Here is a 22,860-nt window from a genome sequence, read left to right as displayed (position 1 = left end):
TTAGTTAAGCTGATCCTGCAATAATTTTGAGCTCATACTCTTCAATATCATATCCGGTGCTAGCTTCCACTTCGTTGCCCCAGATCTCAATTGAGAGGGCTTTTTCATCCTCATCATCATAGTACGAATAGTATCGGCATTGCGCACCGTCAACATTTTGGCTTCTGCCTTCTCCTTTAACAACGGCTGTTCCATGTTCATCCTGATAATAGGTTACCCCATTGAACTCGATTTCTTTTGGCAGCGGGTCGTGAAGCTTAAGTGTCGATTTTTCATAAATGCCAAGCTCAAGCTCATCATCCATTTCAACACTTAACCAGATTACCCTGCTGGCACCCTGCAGCTGATAGGCATACCATTTAAAGCCATGATCGTTATAAGACAGCTTGCCGACAACCTCGTAGTCCTCCAGATCATATGTCACAATGTCTTTTACTTTTAAATTCATAACGGTACGTTCTTCTACAGCAGGCTTTTGCGGCTGCTTGCTGCCAAATAATTTACTGAAAAAGCTCATAAAATCATCACGTCCTTTTATTCACCCTTTCTACTGTCTACATAAGGTTATACGCAGCAAAGTGAAAAAGGTTTCTTTATTTCTTCAATTACTTTCTATTTTCTCGCAACTAAACAAGTCTGGCAATTCTTATCACTAAAAATTTTGTGTAAGGTGCAATAAAATTTATAGAATATTTCCAGTATGAAACAAGCATTCGGGGAATAGGATGGATTTTGTGAAAATAAAAACTGGAAAAAGTGAAGGGGATTTTTTGTTTTAGCCGAAATTATAAAGGGTAGATAAAACGAGTAACATTATAGGAGGCGAACTAAATGATTGCGACCAGCTCAAAGCTTTTAACGAAAGACGATATGGAAAAACATGATGATCTGCCAGATTGGCTGATTCAAGAATATAAAACATTTGAAGAGACGGTAACAGATGATACGTTTCCATGCTATTTTGGCATGAAAGGCCAGAAAAAGGGAGAGCTCCGCTATGCTTATATCTCCCAAGAGGATTGGACCAATCTTCCGAAGGCGCTTGAGGAATTTTTAGCCTTATTTAATGAAGCTACAAAAATTAAACATGGCTTCTTTCTTTTTGTTGAACCATTCGAAAAAGAGGGCACCCTGGACGACTACCAGAAACAATTTTGGGCTATCTTACAGTATTTACATGAACAGGATCAGAAAGAATGGCCAACGGACCATCCAAAAGATCCGGAACATTTTTTATGGGACTTTCATTTTAACGGAGAGCCGATTTTTGTCTTTGGCAATGCCCCGGCGTATAAGCAGCGCAAAACACGGAACCTCGGAAATAGTCTTATATTAGGCTTCCAGCCGCGAACCATTTTTCAAGGGTTGGAGGGTACTCAAAAAGGCGGCGTCATGTCGCGTGAAAAAGTACGTGAACGTGTGGAAAAATGGGATCAGCTTCCAAAGCACCCGGACATCAGCCACTATGGCGACCCGACTCATAATGAATGGAAACAGTTTTTTATTGGGGATGACATTGAACCAATTAAGGGAAAATGCCCGTTTATGCATAAAGATATGAAGTAAGCCGCCAACGCTGGTGGCTTTTTCTTTTTGATTAAATGAGGAAGCGTGTTGGGGGAGGGATCTGGCGGGAGCGGGGGATGGGCCGATGGCGGCCGGTTTTATCGAACATCTTTACCACTTTATCGAACACTTTTCCGCTTATATCGTACATCTTGTTAAAGATATCGATCATGCTTGAAGGTTTATCGAACATCCTAGGTTTTTTAAGTGTTTTATCGATCACGCTTCGGATTATATCGAACACTTTTGCCCATATATCGCACATGATTTCACTTATATCGGTCACAGCCTCGGGTCATCCCGCTCACTCCTGATTTCTTGCTGTCCTATAGGTGGCACCGAGGTCGGGGGATGATTTATCAAACATCTTTCTCACTTTATCGAACACTTTTCTGGTTATATCGTACATCTTTCTAAAGATATCGATCATGTTTGAAGATTTATCAAACTTCTGAGCTTTTTTAAGTGTTTTATCGAACACGCTTCGGATTATATCGATCACCTTTGCCCATATATCGTACATGATTTCACTTATATCGGTCACAGCCTCGGATCATCCCGCTCACTCCTGATTTCTTTCTGTCCTAAAGGTGGAAGCGTGGGCGGGGGATGATTTATCAAACATCTTTCCCACTTTATCGAACACTTTTCCGCTTATATCGTACATCTTGTTAAAGATATCGTTCATGTTTGAAGGTTTATCGAACACTTTTGCCCATATATCGCACATGATTTCACTTATATCGGTCACAGCCTCTGACCATCGCGCTACTCAATATTCAGAGGAGGGTTTATCAAACAACATTTCCACCTATCTCGGTCACAGCCCCGCAAATCAACCCGCCCCCAAAAAGTCAAAATAAAAAACCGTCTATTAAACGGTTTTAAACAGTACTCTTATTTTGCTTCAGGAAGGTTTGACCGGCAGAATGTCTGAATTTCGCTGATTTCATCATCTTCTAATTCAAAATCCAATGGCTGGGAAGTAGCTTTATCAATAAGGTCATATTTTACGATGCTTTCTGTTCCATCTTCTACACGAAATAATACTTTTATTGCAATTCCTGTTTCAGTGTACAGCTCATCATCTTCAGGTACTTCAATGTCCAACATATATTCATACCGGTCTCCCGTTAAAATGCCAAATGGATCATTAATTTGTTCAACTGAGTATTCTTTAATTGTAATCATCTAAACATCCTTTCTTCCTCTAATAACAATAGTATACAGAAAAAAAGGCCAAATGTATTCATTTGTGTCGCTGACCGTTTATTGCACATCCAAAATAGATAAGGAAACACTAAAAATGATCCTTCTTATAAGGGATGTTACAATACAGGCAGGAGGTGTTTTTCAATGAGATTAGAGCAAAAGAAAGTAATTGCGCTGGTAAGTGCTGACTTTGAAGATCTGGAGCTGTGGTATCCTGTCATGAGATTAAGAGAAGAAGGGGCTGCCGTTCATTTAGCAGGCGAGGTAAAAGGAGAGACTTACATAGGAAAGTATGGTGTTCCTGCTGAAGCTGACCTTGCTTTTTCTGACATTGACCCAAGTGATTACGACGGTATATTAGTACCAGGGGGATGGGCACCTGATAAATTAAGACGGTATCCTGAAGTCCTTGAAATGGTGCGCTACATGGACAAATATAAGAAACCAATTGGACAAATATGCCACGCGGGCTGGGTGCTTATTTCAGCCGGGATCCTGGAAGGCCGTCAGGTTACGAGCACGCCAGGAATTAAAGATGATATGACAAATGCAGGAGCCGTTTGGCATGATGAAGCGGTTGTTGTAGACGGGCATATTATTTCAAGCCGCAGACCGCCCGATTTGCCTCCATATGGCAAGGCGTTTGCTGATGCATTAGCTGGTGAATAAGTAAGAGAGGCTTTCTGGTAAGTCATTGTGACTTCCAGAAGCCTTTTTTTTGCCTAAAGACCGTTTCTTGCGATGAGCAGCCCTGAATTAGCGTAAGCAGGATTATTTGTTAGCTTGTGAATGGTAGCATTGTTCATTTCTACTCAATTTGCGAAAATTATGATAAAGTTTTAAAAAGAGTATTTCGAGTGTCAAATTAATTATCGATCATGCCATACAGCAGGGGTAGGTAAAAGAAAGGTCGGAACCAATTATGAAACGCATTTTTCCTTTTTTAACACCATATAAAATCGCGATTTTTATCGCACTTTCTCTTATGCTGATGGAGCTGGCTGTTGAATTGGTTCAGCCTCTCATTATTGCCAAAATTATTGATGATGGCATTCTTCAGCAGGATTTATCGGTTGTCTTTCGCTGGGGAGGCGTGCTCATTGGCTGTTCGATCGCGGCATTTGCTGCCGGAGTAACGAACTCTTTTTATTCTTCTCATGTCAGTCAAAGCTTTGGATTTGATATTAGAAAAACGTTATATGATAAAGTTCAGGCTTTTTCTTTTACCAACTTCGGCCGCTTTCCTGCTTCTTCCCTCATTACCCGTCTGACGAATGACGTAACGATGCTGCAAAACACAGTGTTTATGAGCCTCCGTATTATGATGAGAGCACCGCTTCTCGTTATTGGAAGCGTCATATTGGCTTTTGTAGTCAACGCACGGCTTGCACTTGTTTTGGTTATTTCTGTCCCCGTTATAATTTTCTTTTTATTATTTATCATGAAGAAGGCTGGCAAGCTTTTTAAAATGGTACAGGAACGTGTTGATCAGGTTAATAAGGTAATGCAGGAGAATTTAGTGGGCATCCGTTTAATCAAGGCTTTTTTACGCGCCGGTTATGAGATGAAGCGGTTCAGAAAATCAAGCCAGGAGCTGATGGAGAAAACCGTTAAAGCTCTGCGCCTTGTTGAAGTAACGATGCCGATCATTCTTCTTCTGATGAATGCGAGTATTTTGGTTGTTTTATGGTATGGAAGTATTGAAGTGACGGCTGACCGTGCCAGTGTGGGTGATGTAGTGGCAGTGGTAAACTATGCTACAAGAATGACGGGAGCCCTTTCCATTGTGACAATGATTATTATGGTTTTTTCAAGAGCGAAAGCTTCGGGGAACCGGATAGCAGAAGTACTTGAAACGCCGGTTGATTTAGTTGATCGGGAGGCAAGTGATAATTATGCCATTAAACAGGGGAGCATCACATTTGACGATGTTACCTTCAGCTACCCCGAGTCAGATGAGCAGGTAATAAGAAACCTTTCTTTTTCCATAAAAGCTGGTCAGCGTGCAGCCATTTTAGGAGCAACCGGGTCAGGGAAATCTACTCTGTTTCAATTAATCCCAAGATTGTACGATGTTGATAAAGGGGAAATTCGCATTGACCATCAGGAGCTTACTTCCTTTAAATTGGAGAATCTGCGACAGCAAATCGGATTCGTTCCTCAGGAAGCCATGCTTTTTACGGGCTCGGTAAAGGAAAATATTGCATGGGGAGATGATAAGGCGAGCTTTGAAGAAATCAAAGAAGCAGCCATGCGTGCCCAAATTCACGATACCATCATGGATCTTCCTAAACAATATGATACACAGCTCGGTCAAAAGGGCGTGAATTTATCCGGAGGGCAGAAGCAAAGGCTTTCAATTGCCCGTGCATTAGTAAGAAAGCCTAAAATCCTGTTAATGGATGACAGCACAAGTGCTTTAGATATGAAAACTGAAGCCAAATTACTTGAGCAGCTTGCTGATTTATCGTGCACAACGGTTATGATTACACAAAAAATCAGCACCACGATGGCATCTGACCACATCCTGCTTCTCGATGAGGGAGAACTGCTGGCAGAGGGTTCACATCAGGACCTTCTAACGTCTTCAACGCTTTACCTTAAGATCGTGGAGTCTCAAATCGGGAAGGAGGCGCTGAATCTTGTTCAAAGAAGCAATTAAGCCATTCCAATATAAAAGAAGATCCATTCAGGAAATTGACCAGTTGAATGAACGTGGAAGAGGAAAGAAAAAGGCACAGGATTTCAGCGGCACCTTAAAGAAAATCTGGTTTTACCTGTCGATGCACAAATTAAAACTTTCCCTGGTTATTCTTATGGTTGTAATTAGTTCTTCAATGGCGCTTCTTGGTCCTTTTTTGGTCGGTATGGGCATTGATGATTACATCGTGAATCAGGATACTGATGGATTGATCCGTTTGCTGTGGATCCTTGCTATAATTTACGCAGTGCATTCCCTTGCAGCCTGGTTTCAGGCGATGTGGATGGTTCGGATTGCTCAAGATACAGTCTTTACTATGCGTACGGGGCTGTTTAACCATTTACACAAGCTGCCAATTCCTTTTTTTGATAAACGCCAGCATGGTGAATTGATGAGCAGGGTAACCAATGATATGGAAAATGTCAGCTCTACACTTAATAGTTCGGTCATTCAGATTGTATCAAGTATTCTTACATTAGTCGGAACTGTATCTGTGATGCTTTATTTAAGTCCGCTGTTAACCCTGATTACAGTTCTTGTCATCCCGGCTATGTACTTTGGCTTAAAGTGGATTACGAAAAGAACAGGGCGACTGTTCAAGGAACAGCAGCGAAACCTGGGAGAACTTAATGGATACATTCAGGAAACCCTGTCAGGGCAGCGGATCATAAAAACATTTTCACAGGAAAAGAAAGTCATTGCTCAATTTAAGGAACGGAATGAACAGCTCAGGCTGGCTGGCTTTTGGGCACAAACCTTTTCAGGCTTTATCCCCAAGCTGATGAACTTTTTAAATAACCTCAGCTTCGCGGTTATTGCCCTAATTGGCGGTATGCTGGTATTAAACGGAGAAGGGGTTGTCACCATAGGGGTGATGGTTATATTTGTCGAGTACTCAAGGCAATTTACACGCCCGTTAAATGATCTGGCAAACCAGTTTAATACGCTGCTGTCGGCCGTTGCTGGGGCAGAACGGGTCTTTGACATTATGAACGAAAAAGAAGAGCGCAGAGATGAGGATGAAGCAATTGAAGTCAACAGCCTGAACGGGCAGGTTGAATTTTCTCATGTGTCATTTGCCTATGAAAAAGATGAAGATACTCTGACGGATATCTCGTTCAAAGCAGAGCCCGGCGAAACGGTTGCCTTTGTTGGTCCCACCGGTGCTGGAAAAACAACCATCATCAATTTGTTGTCACGTTTTTATGATGTCAATGACGGGGCTGTAAAGATGGATGGCAAAGACATTAAAACCATCAAGCGGTCCAGCTTAAGAAGCCATATGGCATTTGTTTTGCAGGATTCGTTTTTGTTTGAGGGAACCATAAGAGAGAATATTCGTTATGGGCGCCTGACTGCTACTGACGAAGAAGTTGAAAAAGCTGCGGAGCTTGCTAATGCAGCTTCATTTATTCGAAAGATGCCAAAGCAGTTTGATACACTTTTACAAGTTGACGGACAGGGAATCAGCCAGGGACAGCGGCAGTTGCTGTCTATTGCCCGAGCGATTCTTGCCGATCCCAGCATTCTTGTATTGGATGAGGCTACGAGCAGCATTGATACTATAACCGAGATAAAGATTCAGGAAGCGTTGCAGCGGCTGATGAAAGGGCGCACAAGCTTTGTCATTGCACACAGACTCAATACTATTCAAAGTGCTGACCAAATACTGGTTCTGCAGCATGGACGTATTATTGAACGGGGCGATCATCAAAGTCTTATTAAGAAAAAAGGATTTTATGCAGATCTTCACAACAGCCAGCTAAGAGAGAAAATGATTTTATAAAGCGGCATGATGAAAAATGCGCACACCATTCATTAAAAGAGCCCTTACGAAAGTCTCATCGTAAGGGCTCTTTGCTTTTATGAAGGATCATGCAGCGAAAAATTAACCACTTTGCATCAATCAATTTCTATCCTATGTTTTATGTCCACTCAGCGATCAGATTATCTTCGTCAAACTCAATGATGACATCACTAACCCCTTTTTGTGCGTAAATTAAAATCGATAAACGGTCTTTAATATCGTCAGCTTCAGCGATGGTCAGGGTTGGATCTACTTCAATTTCCACTTCAACATGAAGATGTTCTCCTTCTTTAATTACCTCGATTCGCTGAATGTCTTTAACATGCTCGTCTGACAGCACGATAGCAGCAATATGCTGGCGCATTTCGTCATCGGTTTCACCGATTGCACCTCGTGCATTTTCCAAAAACACCCTGCCAACTACATAAAACATCATCAAACCAATAATAATGGAAGCGATGCCTTCCGCTTGGCCGAGACCGCTGTAATGAGAGATAATTATAGCAATGATTGCGATTACTCCGCCGCCTGTAGCAACAAGATCTTCCATAAAAACAAGCTTTGTTGCCGGTTTTGCTTTTCGTAAGTTGGTGAATCCGAGTATGAAAACTTTCAACCCCTTTGCTTCAGCTCCAGTTTCATGCAGAATCTCATCAGCTGCTTTATAGAGAACAAATAATTCTAAAAGAACAGCAATGCCAAGAACCCCTAAACTGATCAAAAAGCCTGTGCTTTCTCCTGGATGTAACAGATGATGAATTCCTTCTTTGACTGTTTCATACGACAATATTCCTACGATAATGACCGCACCAAGACAGACGAGGTTGACCACCCGTCCAAAGCCGTTAGGAAATTTAGGAGTCGGCGCTTTTTTAGAAAGTGCTGATCCAATAAAAACAAAAAACTGGTTCGCTGCATCTCCAAATGAGTGCATCATTTCTGCAAACATGGCGACATTTCCTGTTAAAAAGAACGCGCCCATCTTTAAAAAACCGATAAATGTATTCACAATTGCAGCCATAAAAGAGGGCTTATTGCCGCCTTTTAATAAAGTGAAAAACCCGCTCATAAATCAGCCTCCATTCTAATTTCCATTCTTTGTATCATATTATACATACCCATCTTTACAACAATAATCCCTATGTCTTCCTTCTTAGTTAAGTTTGTGCCGCTGTCACATTTTTCATTTGTATTAAATAAATCCAAAAAAGGGTACAGGGTAACAGTACGAGTTTTCATTCATATTCCTGCCTTACAGGGGCGCGATTACCTTAATGCAGGTAAACCGTTACCAAAATTCTTCATTCGGTGGTAGAATAAAGGAATGAAAAGTAAAGAACGGAGTGGAAGATTGATGTTGGTTAGAACAGAGGATAGTTGGAAAGAAGCTGGGTTTGGATCGTTCACGCCTGTGCAGGAACGCGTCATTCCTTTGTTGCTGGATGGACGGGACGTGTTAGTTGAATCGCCTACGGGTACTGGTAAGACCCTTGCCTATGCGATTCCGTTAATTGAAAAGATGAGTACAGAAAAAAAACTGCCGCAAGCGATCATCTTAGCGCCTTCAAAAGAATTGTCGATGCAAATATTAGACGTCGTGCAGTCGTGGGGGAAACCTGGCGGCGTTCGGGCAGCTTCTATCATCGGCGGAGCCAATCCAAAAAGGCAGCTTGAAAAATTAAAAAAACAGCCGCATATTATTGTTGGGACACCAGGACGTATTTTAGAGTTAATTAAACAAAAAAAGATTAAGACACACGAAGTGAGAACACTGATCCTGGATGAAGCGGATCAGCTGTTTTTGCCTGAACATACGCAATCCATTAATGACATCATTAAAAGTACACTTGCAGATCAGCGCCAGCTTGCTTTGTTCTCCGCTACTCTTCCCAAAGAAATCGAGGAGCAGGGCAAGGCATTGATGAAAAATGCCGAAGTTGTTCGTGTGGAGCGCGATACCCAAGCAGCGTCTAATGTGAAGCATCAGTATATGGTGTGTGAATCACGGGAGAAGATCGATTTAATCCGAAAAATTGTTCGAATGGATTCAATGAAAAAAGAAAAATCTCTGGCTTTTATGCGTGAAGTCCGTGATGTGCTTACAGCAACTGAAAAACTTAACTACAAAAACCTGGAGATTGCTCCACTGCACAGCGATCTGACAAAAGAAGAGCGTGCTGCTTCCATGCGCAAATTCAGAAAAGGCGATTTGCCTTTGATGCTTGCTACAGACGTAGCCACCAGGGGATTGGACATCACGGATGTAACGTATGTCATTCATATGGATCTTGCAGACGATTTAGATCAATACATTCATCGTTCCGGCCGAACTGGCCGAGCAGGGGCACCGGGGACTGTTTTATCTTTTGTTTCCCCTATGGAAGTCAAACAAATAAAACGTTATGCACGGGATCTAGAAGCGGATCTCGAAGAAGTAACGATTTACCGCGGGGAATGGGAAACCGTTAAGCAATAGTTTTTAAGCATGCCGTTCAAAAGGAGAAGTACCAGGCCTTTAGAACGGCATGCTTATTTAAAAAAGAAAGAAGGTTTTAGACATTAAATATTTTAGAACAAGCGGCAGAATTGACTTTTACCTCTTCAAAGCTGACAATTTATCTTATGAGAAAACTGACTGATTGAAAGGTTCAAGATTGGAGGGAGCATCATGATGAACGATACGATCCGTTCATTTACTGACGCCATTTTAACAGGTGATCAGGAGGCAGGTTGGAACGTTATCCAGCGTGCTGTGAATCAAGGTCATGGAACAGACCATATTTTTCATCATATTATTACTCCTTCTATGGTAGAAGTGGGACGCTTGTGGCAGGAAAACGAAATAACGGTAGCAGATGAGCATCTAGCAACGTCTACCTGTGATTTTACGCTGGCCAGATATAAGCATGAAATTATTCTTCCCCGCATAGATGGGAAAGATAAAACCAAGGGGAAATCTCTATTCTTTTGTGTCGAACATGAAGAGCATGATCTGGGGATTCGTATGACTGCCCAATTATTTGAAGAAGCAGGGTATGAGGTCCGAATGATGGGAGCTAATCTTCCACTCGAATATGCTTCGAAAATGGCAGCTGCATGGCAACCGGATGTTGTTGGCGTGTCAGCAAGTATGCTTGAACAAGGGAAAAAAATGCCTTCATATATTGAAGGTTTAATGCAAACACTGGATACAACCGAGCTTTTAATTGGCGGTCGTTATTTATCACTGTCAACAGAGGAGCAGCTGGACTCTATCACAAACCGTGTTACTATGGTGCGTATGCCTGAAGACTTACGCAACTGGATGAATGGCAGTACCATTGAGGGAGGAGACGACATTTGAGCAACATTGATTCATTGCCTCTTCCATCGATTGTAATGGATCGACACATGAACATTGTGCAATCCTCAGAAGATGCAATTAGGCTGTTTAGCCATGCAGACAGTTTTCTCGAATGGGTTGATAAAGAAAGTATAGAAAAAGCGAAGAAGTTTTTGACTGATCCTAAACAATCTAAGATTGAGTTAAATATGAAAACTGCGGAAAATATCACTTCTCTTTATACCCTCCATTTTAAGTGGACTGGTGAAGCATGTACCATTTTATTTCAACAGCAGGATGAGCTGTTGGCAAACCTGATGAAAACAATCAATGAGCATAAGCTCAGGCTGCAGGACAGTGATATGGAACTGGTCTTGAAAAATCAGCAGCTCCTTACATCTTTTAAGAGAATTCAGGAACTATCCACTGCTGTTATTCATCTGTCGCCAACGGTAATACTAATTCCGATTTTTGGCGCATTGGACGGAACTCTTCTGGCGGAGAGTAAAACAAGAATCCTGTCACATGTTTCGGACAGCCAAATAGACGAGCTGATTGTGGATTTGCAATCGGTTTCCTCTCTTGAGCCGAAAGGAATTAACCAGTTAAAGGAACTTATTAAAAACTGTTCACTTATGGGGGCAAAGACGTATATATCAGGTGTTAAGCCTGAGCATGTGGACTTGTTGAATCAGCATCATATGCTGGACCACGCTGTTTTTATTAATACCTTGAAGCACACGATTAAACGATTGGTATAAAAAAGCTTCCCATTTGATGGGAAGCTTTTTTTATACCTTGATGTGACTGAATGTCCGTACATTAAACAAACCAATATCCGTCAGCTTTAGAGCCGGGATAACCGGAAGTGCTAAGAAAGAAAGGATAGAAAACAAATGAAAGGATGCGCTTGGCGACACAACTTTAAGTGCATGCTGAATCGTTTCCATTTCTGCTGCAGCTTCTTTCATTGGCTTAATGGACATTAACCCTGCAAGCCGCAGTTCCATCGCGCCAATTACTTTTCCATCTTTCACCACTGCAAATCCGCCTTGATGATCATTGAGCCAATCGATGGCCTTCATAATTGCTTCATCGGAAGTGCCGGCTGCAATGATGTTATGAGAGTCATGGGCAACGGTGGATGCGATCGCACTGTCCGGTGTGAGATTAAACCCTTTTACAATACAAGCCCCGAGAGTGCCTCTGGCATGATGGCGTTCTGCTACTACGAGTTTTTGCAGATCTTGCTCTGCTGAAGGAAGAAAATAGCCTTCAGAGTCTGTAGGAACGGTTGATTTGGTATGCCTCGTTACAATTTGGTTTGGAATGATCTCTATGATGTTGGCAATCGCTTCCTCCGGTTTAATTTTAAGGTCTGTGACCGTGATCGGCTTCATATTGACCGATTCCACACAGCCTTCCAGCCCGCTTGTTGTATGGGGCCACTCTTTAATAAGAGCAGAATTATGCGCAATGACTTTCCCATCTTTTATTACAGTTTTAATATCTACCTTTTCCAAATCAGAAACAACCAGAATATCTGCCTTCATGCCTGGTGAGATCGCTCCGCGGTCATGTAGTTGGTAAACCTGTGCAGCATTAAGTGTGCCCATCTGATAAGCTGTCAGCGGATCAAGCCCCAAAGCAATAGCTTCTTTGACACAATGATTGATACTGCCTTCTTCAATCAGCTCATCGATATGCTTATCATCGGTGCAAAAAGAAAAGCGGGAAGCATTCTTTTCATTAACTGCCTCCAATAATGCAGGCAGGTTTTTTGAGCCGGAGCCCTGCCGTATCATGACACGCATTCCAAGTCTTACTCGTTCAAGTGCTTCGGCTGCTGTAGTGCACTCATGATCATTTCTTATGCCTACAGATAAATAACCGTTAATTTCATTTGTGGAAAGTCCGGCTAAATGACCATCAATTAATCCGGAGTAATGAGCTGCATCCTTGATTTTATGAAGCATATCACTGTCCGCATTCATTACCGCTGGATAATCCATCACCTCTGCTAAACCAATTACGCTGGGGTGATCATAAAATGGTTTCAAGTCCTCTGCTTTTAACAATGCACCTGCATGCTCAAACGATGTGGCGGGAACACTGGAGGGGAGGACGTAAAAAATATCCATAGGGAGTCCCTCCGCATTATTCAGCATGTACTCAATGCCTTTTTTTCCTAATACATTGGCTATTTCATGCGGGTCGGTAATAATGGTCGTAACACCATGGGGCAATACTGCCTTTGCAAACTCTGAAGGAGTTAAATTGGTGGATTCTATATGGATATGCCCATCGATAAAGGAAGGGGATAAAAAACATCCATCCGCATCAATAACTTGCAGTCCTTCATAATTCTCTCCGATCGCTGCGATGTATCCGTCTGCAATAGCGATATCAGCAGAAATGATTTCTAATGTATAAACATTAATAATTTTCCCGTTTTTTATCACCAGATCTGCCGGAAGTTTGCGCTGAGAGACCCCTATTCGTTTTGTGTATTCTTCAATTGAAGGGTTTTGCTGGATGGTCATGGTGTGTCTCCTTTCATTTTATATCTCTAATTGATGGGGTAGTTATTCATTCTTTTTGAATAACTAACTCAATAAATTATTCTTTCAAGAAGTATATGTCTTTAGAACAGTTTCCCGCAAATTTATTTTTTTGTAAATCCTCTTTACTCTTTTGATGCATGGGAGTAATATAGCTTTCATAGTAAAGATTCTAAGTCGCTGAATTTCGTTATTTCGAAAGCGGGGGACCCGTTTTGCCAAGTCATATTGGCTAGGGGTGAAGCCTTTAAAAGGCAGGGTTACTCTCATAACCCTAATCCGACAGCTAACCCCGCAAGCGTTATAGAGAGAGAATACATTACTTGTGAGCCATGATCTGTGACCACAGGGTTTGTTCCTCGTGGTTTTTTTGCATGGGAAATTGTTTCACTGCAGCAGGTAAGATTACGCTTGAGTAAAAAGGATGGTAAACATGAGAAAACAATTTGCAGTGCTTGGCCTCGGAAGTTTTGGCGGCCATTTAGTAGAAGAGTTTCATCAAATTGGAGCAGAGGTATTCGCGATGGATCGTGACCCTGAGGTTGTTGATAAATTCAGTCATCTGGCAACTCACGTGGTTCATGGTGATGCACAGGATGAACAGCTGCTTTTACAGGCGGGAATACGAAATTTTGATTTGGTGGTTGTTTCATTTGGTGAAAATATTGAGGCAAGTATTCTGACCACGATCATTTTAACTGATCTGGATGTTAAAGAAATCTGGGTGAAAGCATCCAGTCTATATCATCAAAAGGTCCTGGAGAAAATTGGAGCGACCAGGGTAATCCGGCCTGAAAAAGATATGGCCAAACGGATTGCACACCGTCTGGCATCAGAACATTTTATTGATTATATCGAGCTGTCTGAAGAGCATTCAATGGTTGAAATTAAAGCAACCCCAAAAATTGTCGGCAAGACAATCGCGGCTCTTAATGTTCGAAATCGATTCGGATGTAATATTGTGGGGATTTACCGGTCTCACGATATGTTGGTTTCTCCAAGCGGTGAAGATAAAATTCTTGAAGGTGACGTATTAATCGTCATAGGAGAGAATCGCAAGCTTCATCGATTTGAAAAACAAGGAGTCTGAAGAAAATGAGAAAAATCGGTTCTTTAAATCCCCCCCAGCTTTTAATTGCAGTATTTTTAATAAGCATTGTGATTGGATCATGGCTTTTAAAACTGCCATTTTCTCATAATGGTTCACTAAGTTGGCTCGATGCTCTTTTCACAGCCGTTTCAGCGATGACCGTTACGGGGTTGGCTGTTGTGGACACCGGAACAACGTATACTTTATTTGGGGAAATTGTCATTATGGGCTTAATTCAATTAGGTGGTTTGGGCATCATGACATTTGCAGTTTTATTTTTTTTACTGTTAGGAAAAAAAATCGGGTTTAAAGAACGGTTAATTATTCAGCAATCCTTAAATCAAAATGCTGCCGGAGGAATTATCCGTTTAGCTATTCAGTTGACCATTTTTGCTTTAATCATTGAAACATTTGCAGTTATCATGCTTTCAACCGTATGGGTGCCGGAATTAGGTTTGTGGGAAGGTCTTTATTTCAGCCTGTTTCATGCTGTATCAGCTTTCAATAATGCAGGATTTGGCCTCAGACCTGACAGTCTAATGGCCTATGCAGGAAATCCAACCGTTAATCTTGTCATTTCTGCTCTTTTTATTCTGGGCGGGATTGGGTTTACCGTATTGATTGATGCCTGGTATTCACGCTCTGTACGTCAATGGAGCCTTCATACAAAAATGATGGTGTTTGGAACGCTGGTCATCAATAGTGTAGCGATGCTGTATATTTTTTTAAACGAGTTCAGCAACCCTTTAACACTTGGCGCTCTTCCTCTGGATGACAAGCTATGGGCTTCTTATTTCCAGGCCGTTTCACCAAGAACTGCCGGATTTAACAGTTTGGATATTGCAAGCCTGGATGACTCAACGATTTTATTTATAATTGTTCTGATGTTTATTGGGGCAGGGAGCGCATCCACTGGCGGCGGAATTAAGGTTACAACCTTTTTAATTATCGTTTTAGCAACGATTTCTTTTTTCAAAAGAAAAGCAGAAATAAATATATTTAATCGGGAAATCAGACAGGAACTGGTCTTCAAATCACTCGCTATTGCCATGAGCAGTGTCCTGCTGGTTGTGGGTGCTTTGCTTATTCTGACTCATTCGGAGCAGGGGATGTCTTTTATCGAGCTGGTGTTTGAAACAGTATCTGCATTTGGAACCGTCGGCTTATCAATGGGGATTACCGGCGACTTAAGTGTGATTGGAAAAACTGTATTAATTATTGTCATGTTTGTGGGCAAAATTGGTCCATTAACCCTGGCTTTTTCAATTGCAAAACCGGATCATAGTAAAATAAAATATCCAAAATCAGATGTGTTGGCTGGATAGAAGCAGCAGTGCAAAAAGGAATTTGGTACTATGTTATTCAGCAAATAGACACTCTTATAATGCTGACATATGCCTCAGTCCATCAGAAAAACATAACTTCCGGGCAGTCGGAAGTTATGTTTTTTTTTGAGTTTTAACCTTATCAAACAACAGAACCTTTTAATGACACAGTAGAGTAATAAAGTATAGGTTAATTGGAGCGGAAGGGGGGACTCCTGCGGGATGCAGCGTGACAGGTGAGACGCTGAAGAGCGTTAGCTCGAAGCGGCTCACCGCACGCCCCGCGGAAAGCCTCGCCTGCAGCGGAAATTAACCGGCCTCCTGTTAGATGAGTTTTATGCCGTACAGGAAGTTTTAAATTCTTTTTCAGCAGCTTTATCTGACCAAAAATATTAAGCTTTTTTTCTTTTGAAAAAATCATTAGGAACCGGATCAAGCGTCAGGTACTCATCCCTGCATGGCTGCAGTAAAGATTGCAGCTCGTCAGCATTGGTGTCGGCAGACAGCCATGATTGATAGTCATCTTCTTTTAAAATAACCGGCATCCTGTCATGAATTGATTCCATTTTTGAATTTGGACGGGTAGTTAAAATGGTACAGCTTCTGATCACTTCATTCCCTTTGTGCCAGGATTCCCATAAACCCGCGAACGTCAGAATGTTATTTGAAGCAGGTTTGATAGCAAAAGGCTGTTTTTCTTTGGATGAAAGCTTTTGCCATTCGTAAAAGGAATCTGCAGGAATCAGGCATCGTTTTTTTTGAAAAGCTTTTCTAAAGCTGGGCTTTTGCTGAACGGTTTCTGAACGGGCGTTAAACGTTTTGTAGCCAATTTTTTCATCTTTAGCGAACGGGGGGATCAGACCCCAGCGGAACTGAACAGGGTAACGGATCTTATCCACTTCTACCACAGCCATGATTTGCTGCGAAGGAGAAATATTGTCATTCGGTTCATAAGAAAATTCCTCCCTCATCTCAAATTCATAATGAGCTTGAAGTTCAGCCAGTTTTTCAGTCAGGGAAAATCGACCGCACATAAAAAATCCCTCCTTTTGCCATTATTATACCCTGATCGTATCACACAAAAGAAAAAGTGGGAAAGGTCAAACGATTGGGCACGGCCAGGCTGTGCTTTTGTTAATCTGAAGTCAGCCATTGACAGGAACAACTGCATCTAGTAGAGTATCTGTAATTAACTAAATAGTTTGGATTCTTATCAAGAGAGGTGGAGGGACAAGGCCCTGCGAAACCTCAGCAACCTTCATAGGCTTCGTTTTTATGAAAAGGTGCTAACTCCAGCTTGTATGCTGCTTAAGGCATACGGGGAAGATAAGGAGAGTTGTGATCTCATACGTACAGGTCTTCTTATTGATTCAATAAGAAGGCCTTTTTGTATATACAACAGCTGCTCCGAATAGCGGATGAAGAATTAAGGGAGGAGTTTTTTATATGAAATTAGCAGAAGCGCTTCAAGAGAAAATATTAATCGCAGACGGTGCAATGGGAACCTTGCTTTACTCTTATGGAACAGATCAATGCTTCGAGGAACTTAATCTTTCACAGGCCGAACATATTCAGCAGATCCATTCTGCGTATATCAAAGCGGGAGCCGATGTCATTCAGACAAACACCTACGGCGGAAACTATCATAAGCTTGAACGTTACGGACTTCAAGACCAGGTTAAGGAAATAAACAGTGCAGCTGTCCGAAATGCAAAGCTTGCTGCAGAAAAAGATACGCATATACTTGGAACAATTGGCGGAATAAGAAGCATCCGCCCTCAATCCATTGCACTTGATGAAATTAAACGTTCCTTTCGCGAACAGCTCTATTGTTTGCTGCTGGAAGGTGTAGATGGACTGCTGCTTGAAACCTATTACGATCTGGAAGAACTTTCGACGGTGGTGGAAATTGCCCGTAAAGCAACGGATGTACCGATAATCGCTCAGGTCTCATTACAGGAAATAGGTGTATTGCAGGATGGGACACCCATTGCTGAGGCACTTGGCAGGCTTGAAGATCTGGGTGCAGACGTAGTGGGAATCAACTGCCGCCAGGGGCCTTTTCATATGCTGAGATCTTTGGAAAGTGTTCCCCTGCCAAAGCATGCTTTCTTATCCTCCTATCCAAACGCCAGCCTGCCTTCTTATTCGGATGGAGACCTTCAATATAATAACAATGCTGAATATTTTGCTGAATGCGCCAAATCATTCATAGCACAAGGGGTTCGCCTGCTTGGAGGCTGCTGTGGAACGACTCCCGAGCATATCCGTGCCTTTTCAGGTGCATTGCAGAATGCTGTACCGATAACGGAAAAGAAAATCATCGCTCCGGAACCAAAAATTGAAGTCAGGTCAAAAAAAATCCATGTCCCTGAGCCGCTGCCTTCCATAGTATCAGCCCGGCCGTCGGTGGTGGTGGAATTGGATCCTCCTAAAAAATTAAATACGGATGCTTTTATGAAAGGTGCTCAAGTACTCAAGGATGCTGGGGCTGACGCCATAACACTTGCTGATAATTCTCTGGCAAGCCCAAGAGTGTCCAACGAGTCACTGGGCCATTTAATAAAACAGGAAATCGGTGCAAGACCGCTTGTTCATATCACCTGCCGGGACCGGAACCTGATTGGGTTGCAATCACATTTAATGGGATTGCACACGCTTGGCCTTCATGATTTGCTGGCAGTAACAGGCGACCCGACTAAGGTTGGGGATTTTCCGGGTGCAACGTCTGTTTATGACGTGTCCTCTTTTGAATTAATTGAAATGATTCAGCAGCTTAATAAAGGTGTTTCCATGTCAGGTAAAGACCTGGGTGAATCCACGTCGTTTTCCATTGGAGCGGCTTTTAACCCGCACGTCAGAAGCGTGGAACGGGCAGTGCTGCGGATGGAGAAAAAGATTGCAGCAGGCGCTGATTACTTTATGAGTCAGCCGGTTTTTTCAAACGAAAAACTGCTGGATGTCTATGAGCATACCAAGCATATTCAAAAGCCAATGTATATTGGGTTAATGCCCTTAACCAGCAGCCGAAACGCTGAGTTTCTGCATCATGAAGTACCTGGCATTAAGCTGTCAGACGAAGTTCGCGAACGGATGGCAAAGGTATCGGGAGATAAAGAAAAATCTGCGCAGGAAGGGATAGCTATTACCAAATCATTAATTGATGCAGCACTTGAGCTATTCAACGGGATCTATTTGATTACCCCATTTATGCGTTATGAAGTAACAGCAGAGTTAACGAGATATGCAAATGAACAAGCGGCAAAAAGAGCTGGAGGGATTCACCATGTGTCCAACATTATTCACTGATCAACTAGAGAAAAAAATCCTCATCATGGATGGAGCAATGGGAACAATGCTTCAGGAAGCCCAGCTGACTGCAGATGATTTTGGCGGGGAAGAATTCGAAGGCTGCAATGAAAATTTAAACAGAACTGCACCGGATGTTATTGAGCGGATTCATGATGCTTATTTTGAAGCGGGTGCAGATATCGTTGAAACGAATACGTTTGGAAGTATGAGTGTGGTTCTGGAAGAATACGATATTTCACAGGATGCCTATGAACTGAGCCGGCTCGGCGCTGAAATTGCCAAACGCTCAGCCGATAAATGGTCAACGCCAGAACGGCCGAGGTTTGTAGCAGGCTCAATGGGTCCGACAACGAAGACATTAAGTGTAACGGGCGGGACCACCTTTCAGGATTTGACTGCCTCTTATGCAGAGCAGGCACGCGGCTTAATTGATGGCGGTTCCGACCTGCTTTTAGTGGAGACAAGCCAGGATTTGCTTAATGTGAAATGTGCATTTTTAGGCATTCAGGAAGCATTTAAAAAAACGGGCAAAGAGCTTCATGTAATGATTTCCGGCACCATTGAACCAATGGGAACAACCCTTGCCGGTCAGACGATTGATGCTTTCTATATCAGCGTGGAACATATGAAGCCTGTTTCAGTTGGGCTAAACTGTGCGACAGGTCCTGAATTTATGCAGGATCATATTCGCTCATTATCTGAGTTAAGCAACTCTTATGTTAGTTGTTATCCGAATGCAGGGCTGCCTGATGAAGAAGGTCATTATCACGAAACGCCTTTGTCATTGGCTAAGAAGCTTGAAGGGTTTGCTGAAAAAGGATGGCTGAATATTGTGGGGGGCTGCTGCGGGACAACTCCTGCCCATATCAAAGCTCTTTCAGAAACAATGGAAAAATATAAACCAAGAGTGGTTAAACACAAACAGGTTCATACAGTATCCGGTATAGAGCCGCTTGTTTATGATGATCCGTCCATGCGTCCGCTGATGATTGGCGAACGGACAAATGTTATAGGCTCACGCAAATTTAAACGTCTGATCGCTGAAGGTAAAATTGAAGAAGCATCTGAAATTGCAAGAGCCCAGGTAAAAGGGGGAGCACATGTTATCGATATTTGTCTCGCTGACCCGGACCGTGATGAAATGGAAGACATGGAGAATTTTATTCAAGAAGTTGTGAAAAAAGTGAAAGTGCCTCTTGTGATTGATTCAACGGATGAAGAAGTCCTTGAACGCGCGCTGACTTATTCTCAGGGAAAAGCCATTATTAACTCCATTAATTTAGAGGATGGACTTGAACGATTTGATGCGGTCATTCCACTCGTGAAAAAATTCGGTGCCGCAGTGGTAGTGGGTACAATTGATGAAGTGGGTATGGGCGTTTCCAAAGAACGCAAACTTGAAATCGCCAAACGGTCTTATCAAATATTAGTGGAAGACTACGGAGTGAATCCTTCTGATATTATTTTTGATCCGCTTGTTTTTCCAGTAGGCACAGGAGACGAACAATATATCGGTTCCGCCAAAGCTACTTTAGAGGGCATTAAAGCTATCAAGGAAGCACTGCCGCTTGTGCAGACAACTCTTGGAATCAGTAATGTTTCATTTGGACTGCCGCCTGTTGGCCGGGAAGTGTTAAATGCTGTCTTTTTGTATCACTGTACTCAGGCAGGCCTTGATTATGCCATTGTCAATACAGAAAAGCTTGAACGATTTGCCTCTATTTCAGAAGAAGAAATAAAAATGGCAGAGACGCTATTATTTGAAACGACTGATAAGTCACTAGCTTCATTTACAGAGTTTTACCGCGGCAAGAAAAAAGAGAGTAAATCTGCTATGCCTGATATGACCCTTGAAGAGCGTTTAGCTTATTATGTAGTGGAGGGAACAAAGGAAGGGCTGCTGCCAGATCTTGAAATAGCCCTTGGAGAATATGATGCTCCTCTAAAAATTATCAATGGGCCTTTAATGACAGGGATGAAAGAAGTTGGCCGTTTATTCAATGACAATCAGCTGATCGTTGCGGAGGTGCTGCAAAGTGCAGAAGTAATGAAAGCGGCCGTTGCATTTCTCGAGCCATATATGGAGGCTTCAGACACATCTTCTTCAAAGGGAAAGGTGCTGCTTGCTACTGTAAAAGGCGATGTTCATGATATAGGAAAAAATTTGGTTGATATTATTCTGAGCAATAATGGATATGAGGTAGTGGATCTTGGCATAAAAGTAACGCCAACCGTATTGATTGAAGCGATAAAACGGGAAAAGCCGGATATAATCGGCCTTTCTGGACTGCTTGTAAAGTCAGCACAGCAAATGGTTATCACAGCAAGTGACATGAGGGAAGAAGGCATGGAAATACCGATCCTGGTCGGTGGAGCAGCTCTTTCCAGAAAATTTGTTGATACAAAAATTTCACAAAACTATGAAGGCCTTGTGCTTTATGCGAAGGATGCCATGAATGGTTTATCACTTGCAAATCAATTGCAGGATGAATTGGAGCGTGGACAGCTGGTGGAGGAACGCCGATTGAAAAAAGAGGCGGCCGCGAACGCGGGTGCTGCCGAAAAACCGAAACAAACAGCCGTGGCGGTTAAAACTAAACCAGCTGTATCAACCGATGCTCCTGTATTCACACCATCCGATTTAAAAAGAAGAGTGCTGAACTCTTATTCGGTTGCCCATGTTGAAGCCTACATCAACATGCAAATGCTGATCGGTCACCATTTAGGCGTTAAGGGGAAAATTTCGCGCTTATTAGCAGAAAAAGATGAGAAAACGTTAAAGATAAAAAATGTGGTAGATGATTTAATTGGCGAAGTGAAGGCAGAGTCACTGATTCAGCCGTCAGCAGTGTATCAGTTTTTCCCTGCGCAAAGCGATGGAGATGACGTCATTATTTATGATCCTGAAAATCACGGACGGGAAATTGAACGATTTACGTTTCCGCGCCAGCCTCGTGAGCCATTTTTATGCTTAGCTGATTATCTTAAATCTGTAGACAGCGGGGTCATGGATTATGTAGGGTTCTTTACGGTAACAGCAGGACGTGGCATACGTGAAAAGGCACAAATTTATAAAGAAGAAGGGCGCTTTTTAGAAAGCCATGCGCTGCAGTCTCTTGCCCTTGAAACTGCAGAAGGCTTCGCAGAACTGCTTCATCAGCAAATGCGGGATCGCTGGGGCTTTCCTGATCCAGTTGATTTCACGATGCAGGAGCGGTTCAGTGCGAAATATCAAGGTCAGCGCTTCTCCTTTGGCTATCCGGCCTGTCCTAATCTTGAAGATCAGGAAAAACTGTTTAAGCTGATTCAACCGGAGGAAATCGGTGTTGAGTTAACAGACGGGTACATGATGGAGCCTGAAGCATCTGTTTCTGCCATTGTATTTGCCCATCCTGAAGCCAGATATTTTAATGTGCTGTAAGAGTATTTTATAAAAACCGTCTTTCCCTTAATGGAGGGGGAGACGGTTTTTTGTGTTTGGGGAGGTGAGCCGCGGCGATGGTGTGTTGAATTAACGGGTTCAGGCATGCAATCGAAGTCTTGGCGTGTTTAATCGAAGGGTTGAGGCACGGAATCGAAGCTTTCAGGTGTTCAATCGAAGGGTTGTGGTATGTAATCGAAGCTTAGTGTGTTCAATTGAAGACTTGAGGGGCGTAATCGAAGCCTTGGCGTGTTTAATCGAAGGGTTGAGGCACGGAATCGAAGCATTAACGTGTTCAATCGAAGGGTTGAGGCACGGAATCGAAGCATTGACGTGTTCAATCGAAGGGTTGAGGCACGGAATCGAAGCATTGACGTGTTCAATCGAAGGATTGTGGTATGTAATCGAAGCTTAGCGTGTTCAATTGAAGACTTGAGGGGCGTAATCGAAGCCTTGGCGTGTTTAATCGAAGGGTTGAGGCACGGAATCGAAGCCTTGACGTACTTAATCGAAGGGTTGAGGGACGTAATCGAAGCCTTCACA

The 22,860-nt window shown here is 42.5% G+C and carries 18 protein-coding genes and 2 riboswitches; of the genes, 11 read left to right on the top strand and 7 right to left on the bottom strand.

Annotation, left to right across the window (positions count from 1 at the left end):
* Positions 1 to 4: 4 nt before the first annotated feature.
* The gene (locus E2R51_RS17330; RefSeq protein WP_133378354.1) at positions 5 to 517 is read right to left on the bottom strand and encodes a DUF4178 domain-containing protein; all 513 of its coding nucleotides are present in this window, start codon (positions 515 to 517) and stop codon (positions 5 to 7) included.
* A gap of 314 nt (positions 518 to 831) precedes the next feature.
* On the opposite strand from E2R51_RS17330, the gene E2R51_RS17325 reads away from it, so the two are divergent.
* A complete protein-coding gene (locus E2R51_RS17325) occupies positions 832 to 1,566 on the top strand; it encodes a YqcI/YcgG family protein (RefSeq protein WP_133378353.1) in 735 nt (244 codons plus the stop codon).
* A 304-nt stretch (positions 1,567 to 1,870) separates the two neighbouring features.
* Here E2R51_RS17325 and E2R51_RS17320 read toward each other — a convergent pair whose 3' ends face one another.
* Both E2R51_RS17320 and E2R51_RS17315 read right to left on the bottom strand, forming a co-directional pair.
* Entirely contained in the window at positions 1,871 to 2,110 is a 240-nt protein-coding gene (locus tag E2R51_RS17320; RefSeq protein ID WP_133378352.1) for a hypothetical protein, read from the bottom strand.
* Between the two features lie 353 nt (positions 2,111 to 2,463).
* On the bottom strand, positions 2,464 to 2,757 hold the full coding sequence (locus E2R51_RS17315) for a DUF6509 family protein (protein ID WP_133378351.1): 294 nt from the start codon (positions 2,755 to 2,757) through the stop codon (positions 2,464 to 2,466).
* 165 nt (positions 2,758 to 2,922) lie between these two features.
* Between E2R51_RS17315 and E2R51_RS17310 the strand changes: the two genes are divergently transcribed.
* The 3 genes from E2R51_RS17310 (at position 2,923) to E2R51_RS17300 (ending at position 7,265) form a co-directional block, all read left to right on the top strand.
* Positions 2,923 to 3,447 (top strand): type 1 glutamine amidotransferase domain-containing protein, encoded by a 525-nt coding sequence (locus E2R51_RS17310; protein ID WP_133378350.1) that lies wholly within the window; start codon positions 2,923 to 2,925, stop codon positions 3,445 to 3,447.
* 253 nt (positions 3,448 to 3,700) lie between these two features.
* Positions 3,701 to 5,440, top strand: coding sequence for an ABC transporter ATP-binding protein (locus tag E2R51_RS17305; RefSeq protein ID WP_133378349.1), 1,740 nt, complete (start codon positions 3,701 to 3,703; stop codon positions 5,438 to 5,440).
* Positions 5,421 to 7,265, top strand: a complete 1,845-nt coding sequence (locus E2R51_RS17300; protein ID WP_133378348.1) for an ABC transporter ATP-binding protein — start codon at positions 5,421 to 5,423, stop codon at positions 7,263 to 7,265. Before E2R51_RS17305 ends, E2R51_RS17300 begins: the two co-directional genes overlap by 20 nt.
* A 139-nt stretch (positions 7,266 to 7,404) precedes the next feature.
* On the opposite strand, the gene E2R51_RS17295 is transcribed toward E2R51_RS17300, so the two are convergent.
* Both E2R51_RS17295 and E2R51_RS19885 read right to left on the bottom strand, forming a co-directional pair.
* Positions 7,405 to 8,355, bottom strand: coding sequence for a cation diffusion facilitator family transporter (locus E2R51_RS17295; RefSeq protein ID WP_133378347.1), 951 nt, complete (start codon positions 8,353 to 8,355; stop codon positions 7,405 to 7,407).
* Positions 8,352 to 8,525, bottom strand: a complete 174-nt coding sequence (locus tag E2R51_RS19885) for a hypothetical protein (RefSeq protein WP_165967263.1) — start codon at positions 8,523 to 8,525, stop codon at positions 8,352 to 8,354. The genes E2R51_RS17295 and E2R51_RS19885 overlap by 4 nt, the downstream gene beginning before the upstream one ends.
* A gap of 115 nt (positions 8,526 to 8,640) precedes the next feature.
* Here E2R51_RS19885 and E2R51_RS17290 point away from each other — a divergent pair, with 115 nt between their 5' ends.
* The 3 genes from E2R51_RS17290 (at position 8,641) to E2R51_RS17280 (ending at position 11,369) form a co-directional block, all read left to right on the top strand.
* Positions 8,641 to 9,762 carry a DEAD/DEAH box helicase gene (locus E2R51_RS17290; RefSeq protein ID WP_240733129.1) on the top strand — a complete coding sequence of 374 codons (1,122 nt, stop codon included), beginning with the start codon at positions 8,641 to 8,643 and terminating at the stop codon, positions 9,760 to 9,762.
* 192 nt (positions 9,763 to 9,954) lie between these two features.
* The gene (locus tag E2R51_RS17285) at positions 9,955 to 10,629 is read left to right on the top strand and encodes a cobalamin B12-binding domain-containing protein (protein WP_133378345.1); all 675 of its coding nucleotides are present in this window, start codon (positions 9,955 to 9,957) and stop codon (positions 10,627 to 10,629) included.
* Entirely contained in the window at positions 10,626 to 11,369 is a 744-nt protein-coding gene (locus E2R51_RS17280; RefSeq protein WP_133378344.1) for an STAS domain-containing protein, read from the top strand. Before E2R51_RS17285 ends, E2R51_RS17280 begins: the two co-directional genes overlap by 4 nt.
* Before the next feature lie 30 nt (positions 11,370 to 11,399).
* Here E2R51_RS17280 and ade read toward each other — a convergent pair whose 3' ends face one another.
* The gene (gene ade / locus E2R51_RS17275) at positions 11,400 to 13,151 is read right to left on the bottom strand and encodes an adenine deaminase (protein ID WP_133378343.1); all 1,752 of its coding nucleotides are present in this window, start codon (positions 13,149 to 13,151) and stop codon (positions 11,400 to 11,402) included.
* A 186-nt stretch (positions 13,152 to 13,337) separates the two neighbouring features.
* Positions 13,338 to 13,485: riboswitch (cyclic di-AMP (ydaO/yuaA leader) on the top strand.
* A gap of 117 nt (positions 13,486 to 13,602) precedes the next feature.
* Here ade and E2R51_RS17270 point away from each other — a divergent pair.
* Together E2R51_RS17270 and E2R51_RS17265 are read left to right on the top strand one after the other, a co-directional pair.
* Positions 13,603 to 14,259: a potassium channel family protein gene (locus E2R51_RS17270; RefSeq protein WP_133378342.1), complete on the top strand. Its 657-nt coding sequence runs from the start codon at positions 13,603 to 13,605 to the stop codon at positions 14,257 to 14,259.
* A 5-nt stretch (positions 14,260 to 14,264) separates the two neighbouring features.
* Entirely contained in the window at positions 14,265 to 15,584 is a 1,320-nt protein-coding gene (locus E2R51_RS17265) for a TrkH family potassium uptake protein (RefSeq protein ID WP_133378341.1), read from the top strand.
* Between the two features lie 392 nt (positions 15,585 to 15,976).
* Here the strand turns inward: E2R51_RS17265 and E2R51_RS17260 are convergent, their stop codons facing one another.
* On the bottom strand, positions 15,977 to 16,618 hold the full coding sequence (locus tag E2R51_RS17260; RefSeq protein WP_133378340.1) for an SOS response-associated peptidase: 642 nt from the start codon (positions 16,616 to 16,618) through the stop codon (positions 15,977 to 15,979).
* A gap of 173 nt (positions 16,619 to 16,791) precedes the next feature.
* A riboswitch (SAM riboswitch) is annotated at positions 16,792 to 16,917 on the top strand.
* Positions 16,918 to 17,030: 113 nt separating this feature from the next.
* On the opposite strand from E2R51_RS17260, the gene E2R51_RS17255 reads away from it, so the two are divergent.
* Together E2R51_RS17255 and metH are read left to right on the top strand one after the other, a co-directional pair.
* Positions 17,031 to 18,893: a bifunctional homocysteine S-methyltransferase/methylenetetrahydrofolate reductase gene (locus E2R51_RS17255; RefSeq protein ID WP_133378339.1), complete on the top strand. Its 1,863-nt coding sequence runs from the start codon at positions 17,031 to 17,033 to the stop codon at positions 18,891 to 18,893.
* The gene (metH, locus tag E2R51_RS17250; protein WP_133378380.1) at positions 18,871 to 22,317 is read left to right on the top strand and encodes a methionine synthase; all 3,447 of its coding nucleotides are present in this window, start codon (positions 18,871 to 18,873) and stop codon (positions 22,315 to 22,317) included. The genes E2R51_RS17255 and metH overlap by 23 nt, the downstream gene beginning before the upstream one ends.
* The last annotated feature ends 543 nt before the right edge of the window (positions 22,318 to 22,860 follow it).

It is taken from the genome of Jeotgalibacillus sp. S-D1, assembly GCF_004358665.1.
Classification (GTDB): Bacteria; Bacillota; Bacilli; order Bacillales; family Jeotgalibacillaceae; genus Jeotgalibacillus.
This window is presented reverse-complemented; position numbering and strand designations above follow the sequence as displayed.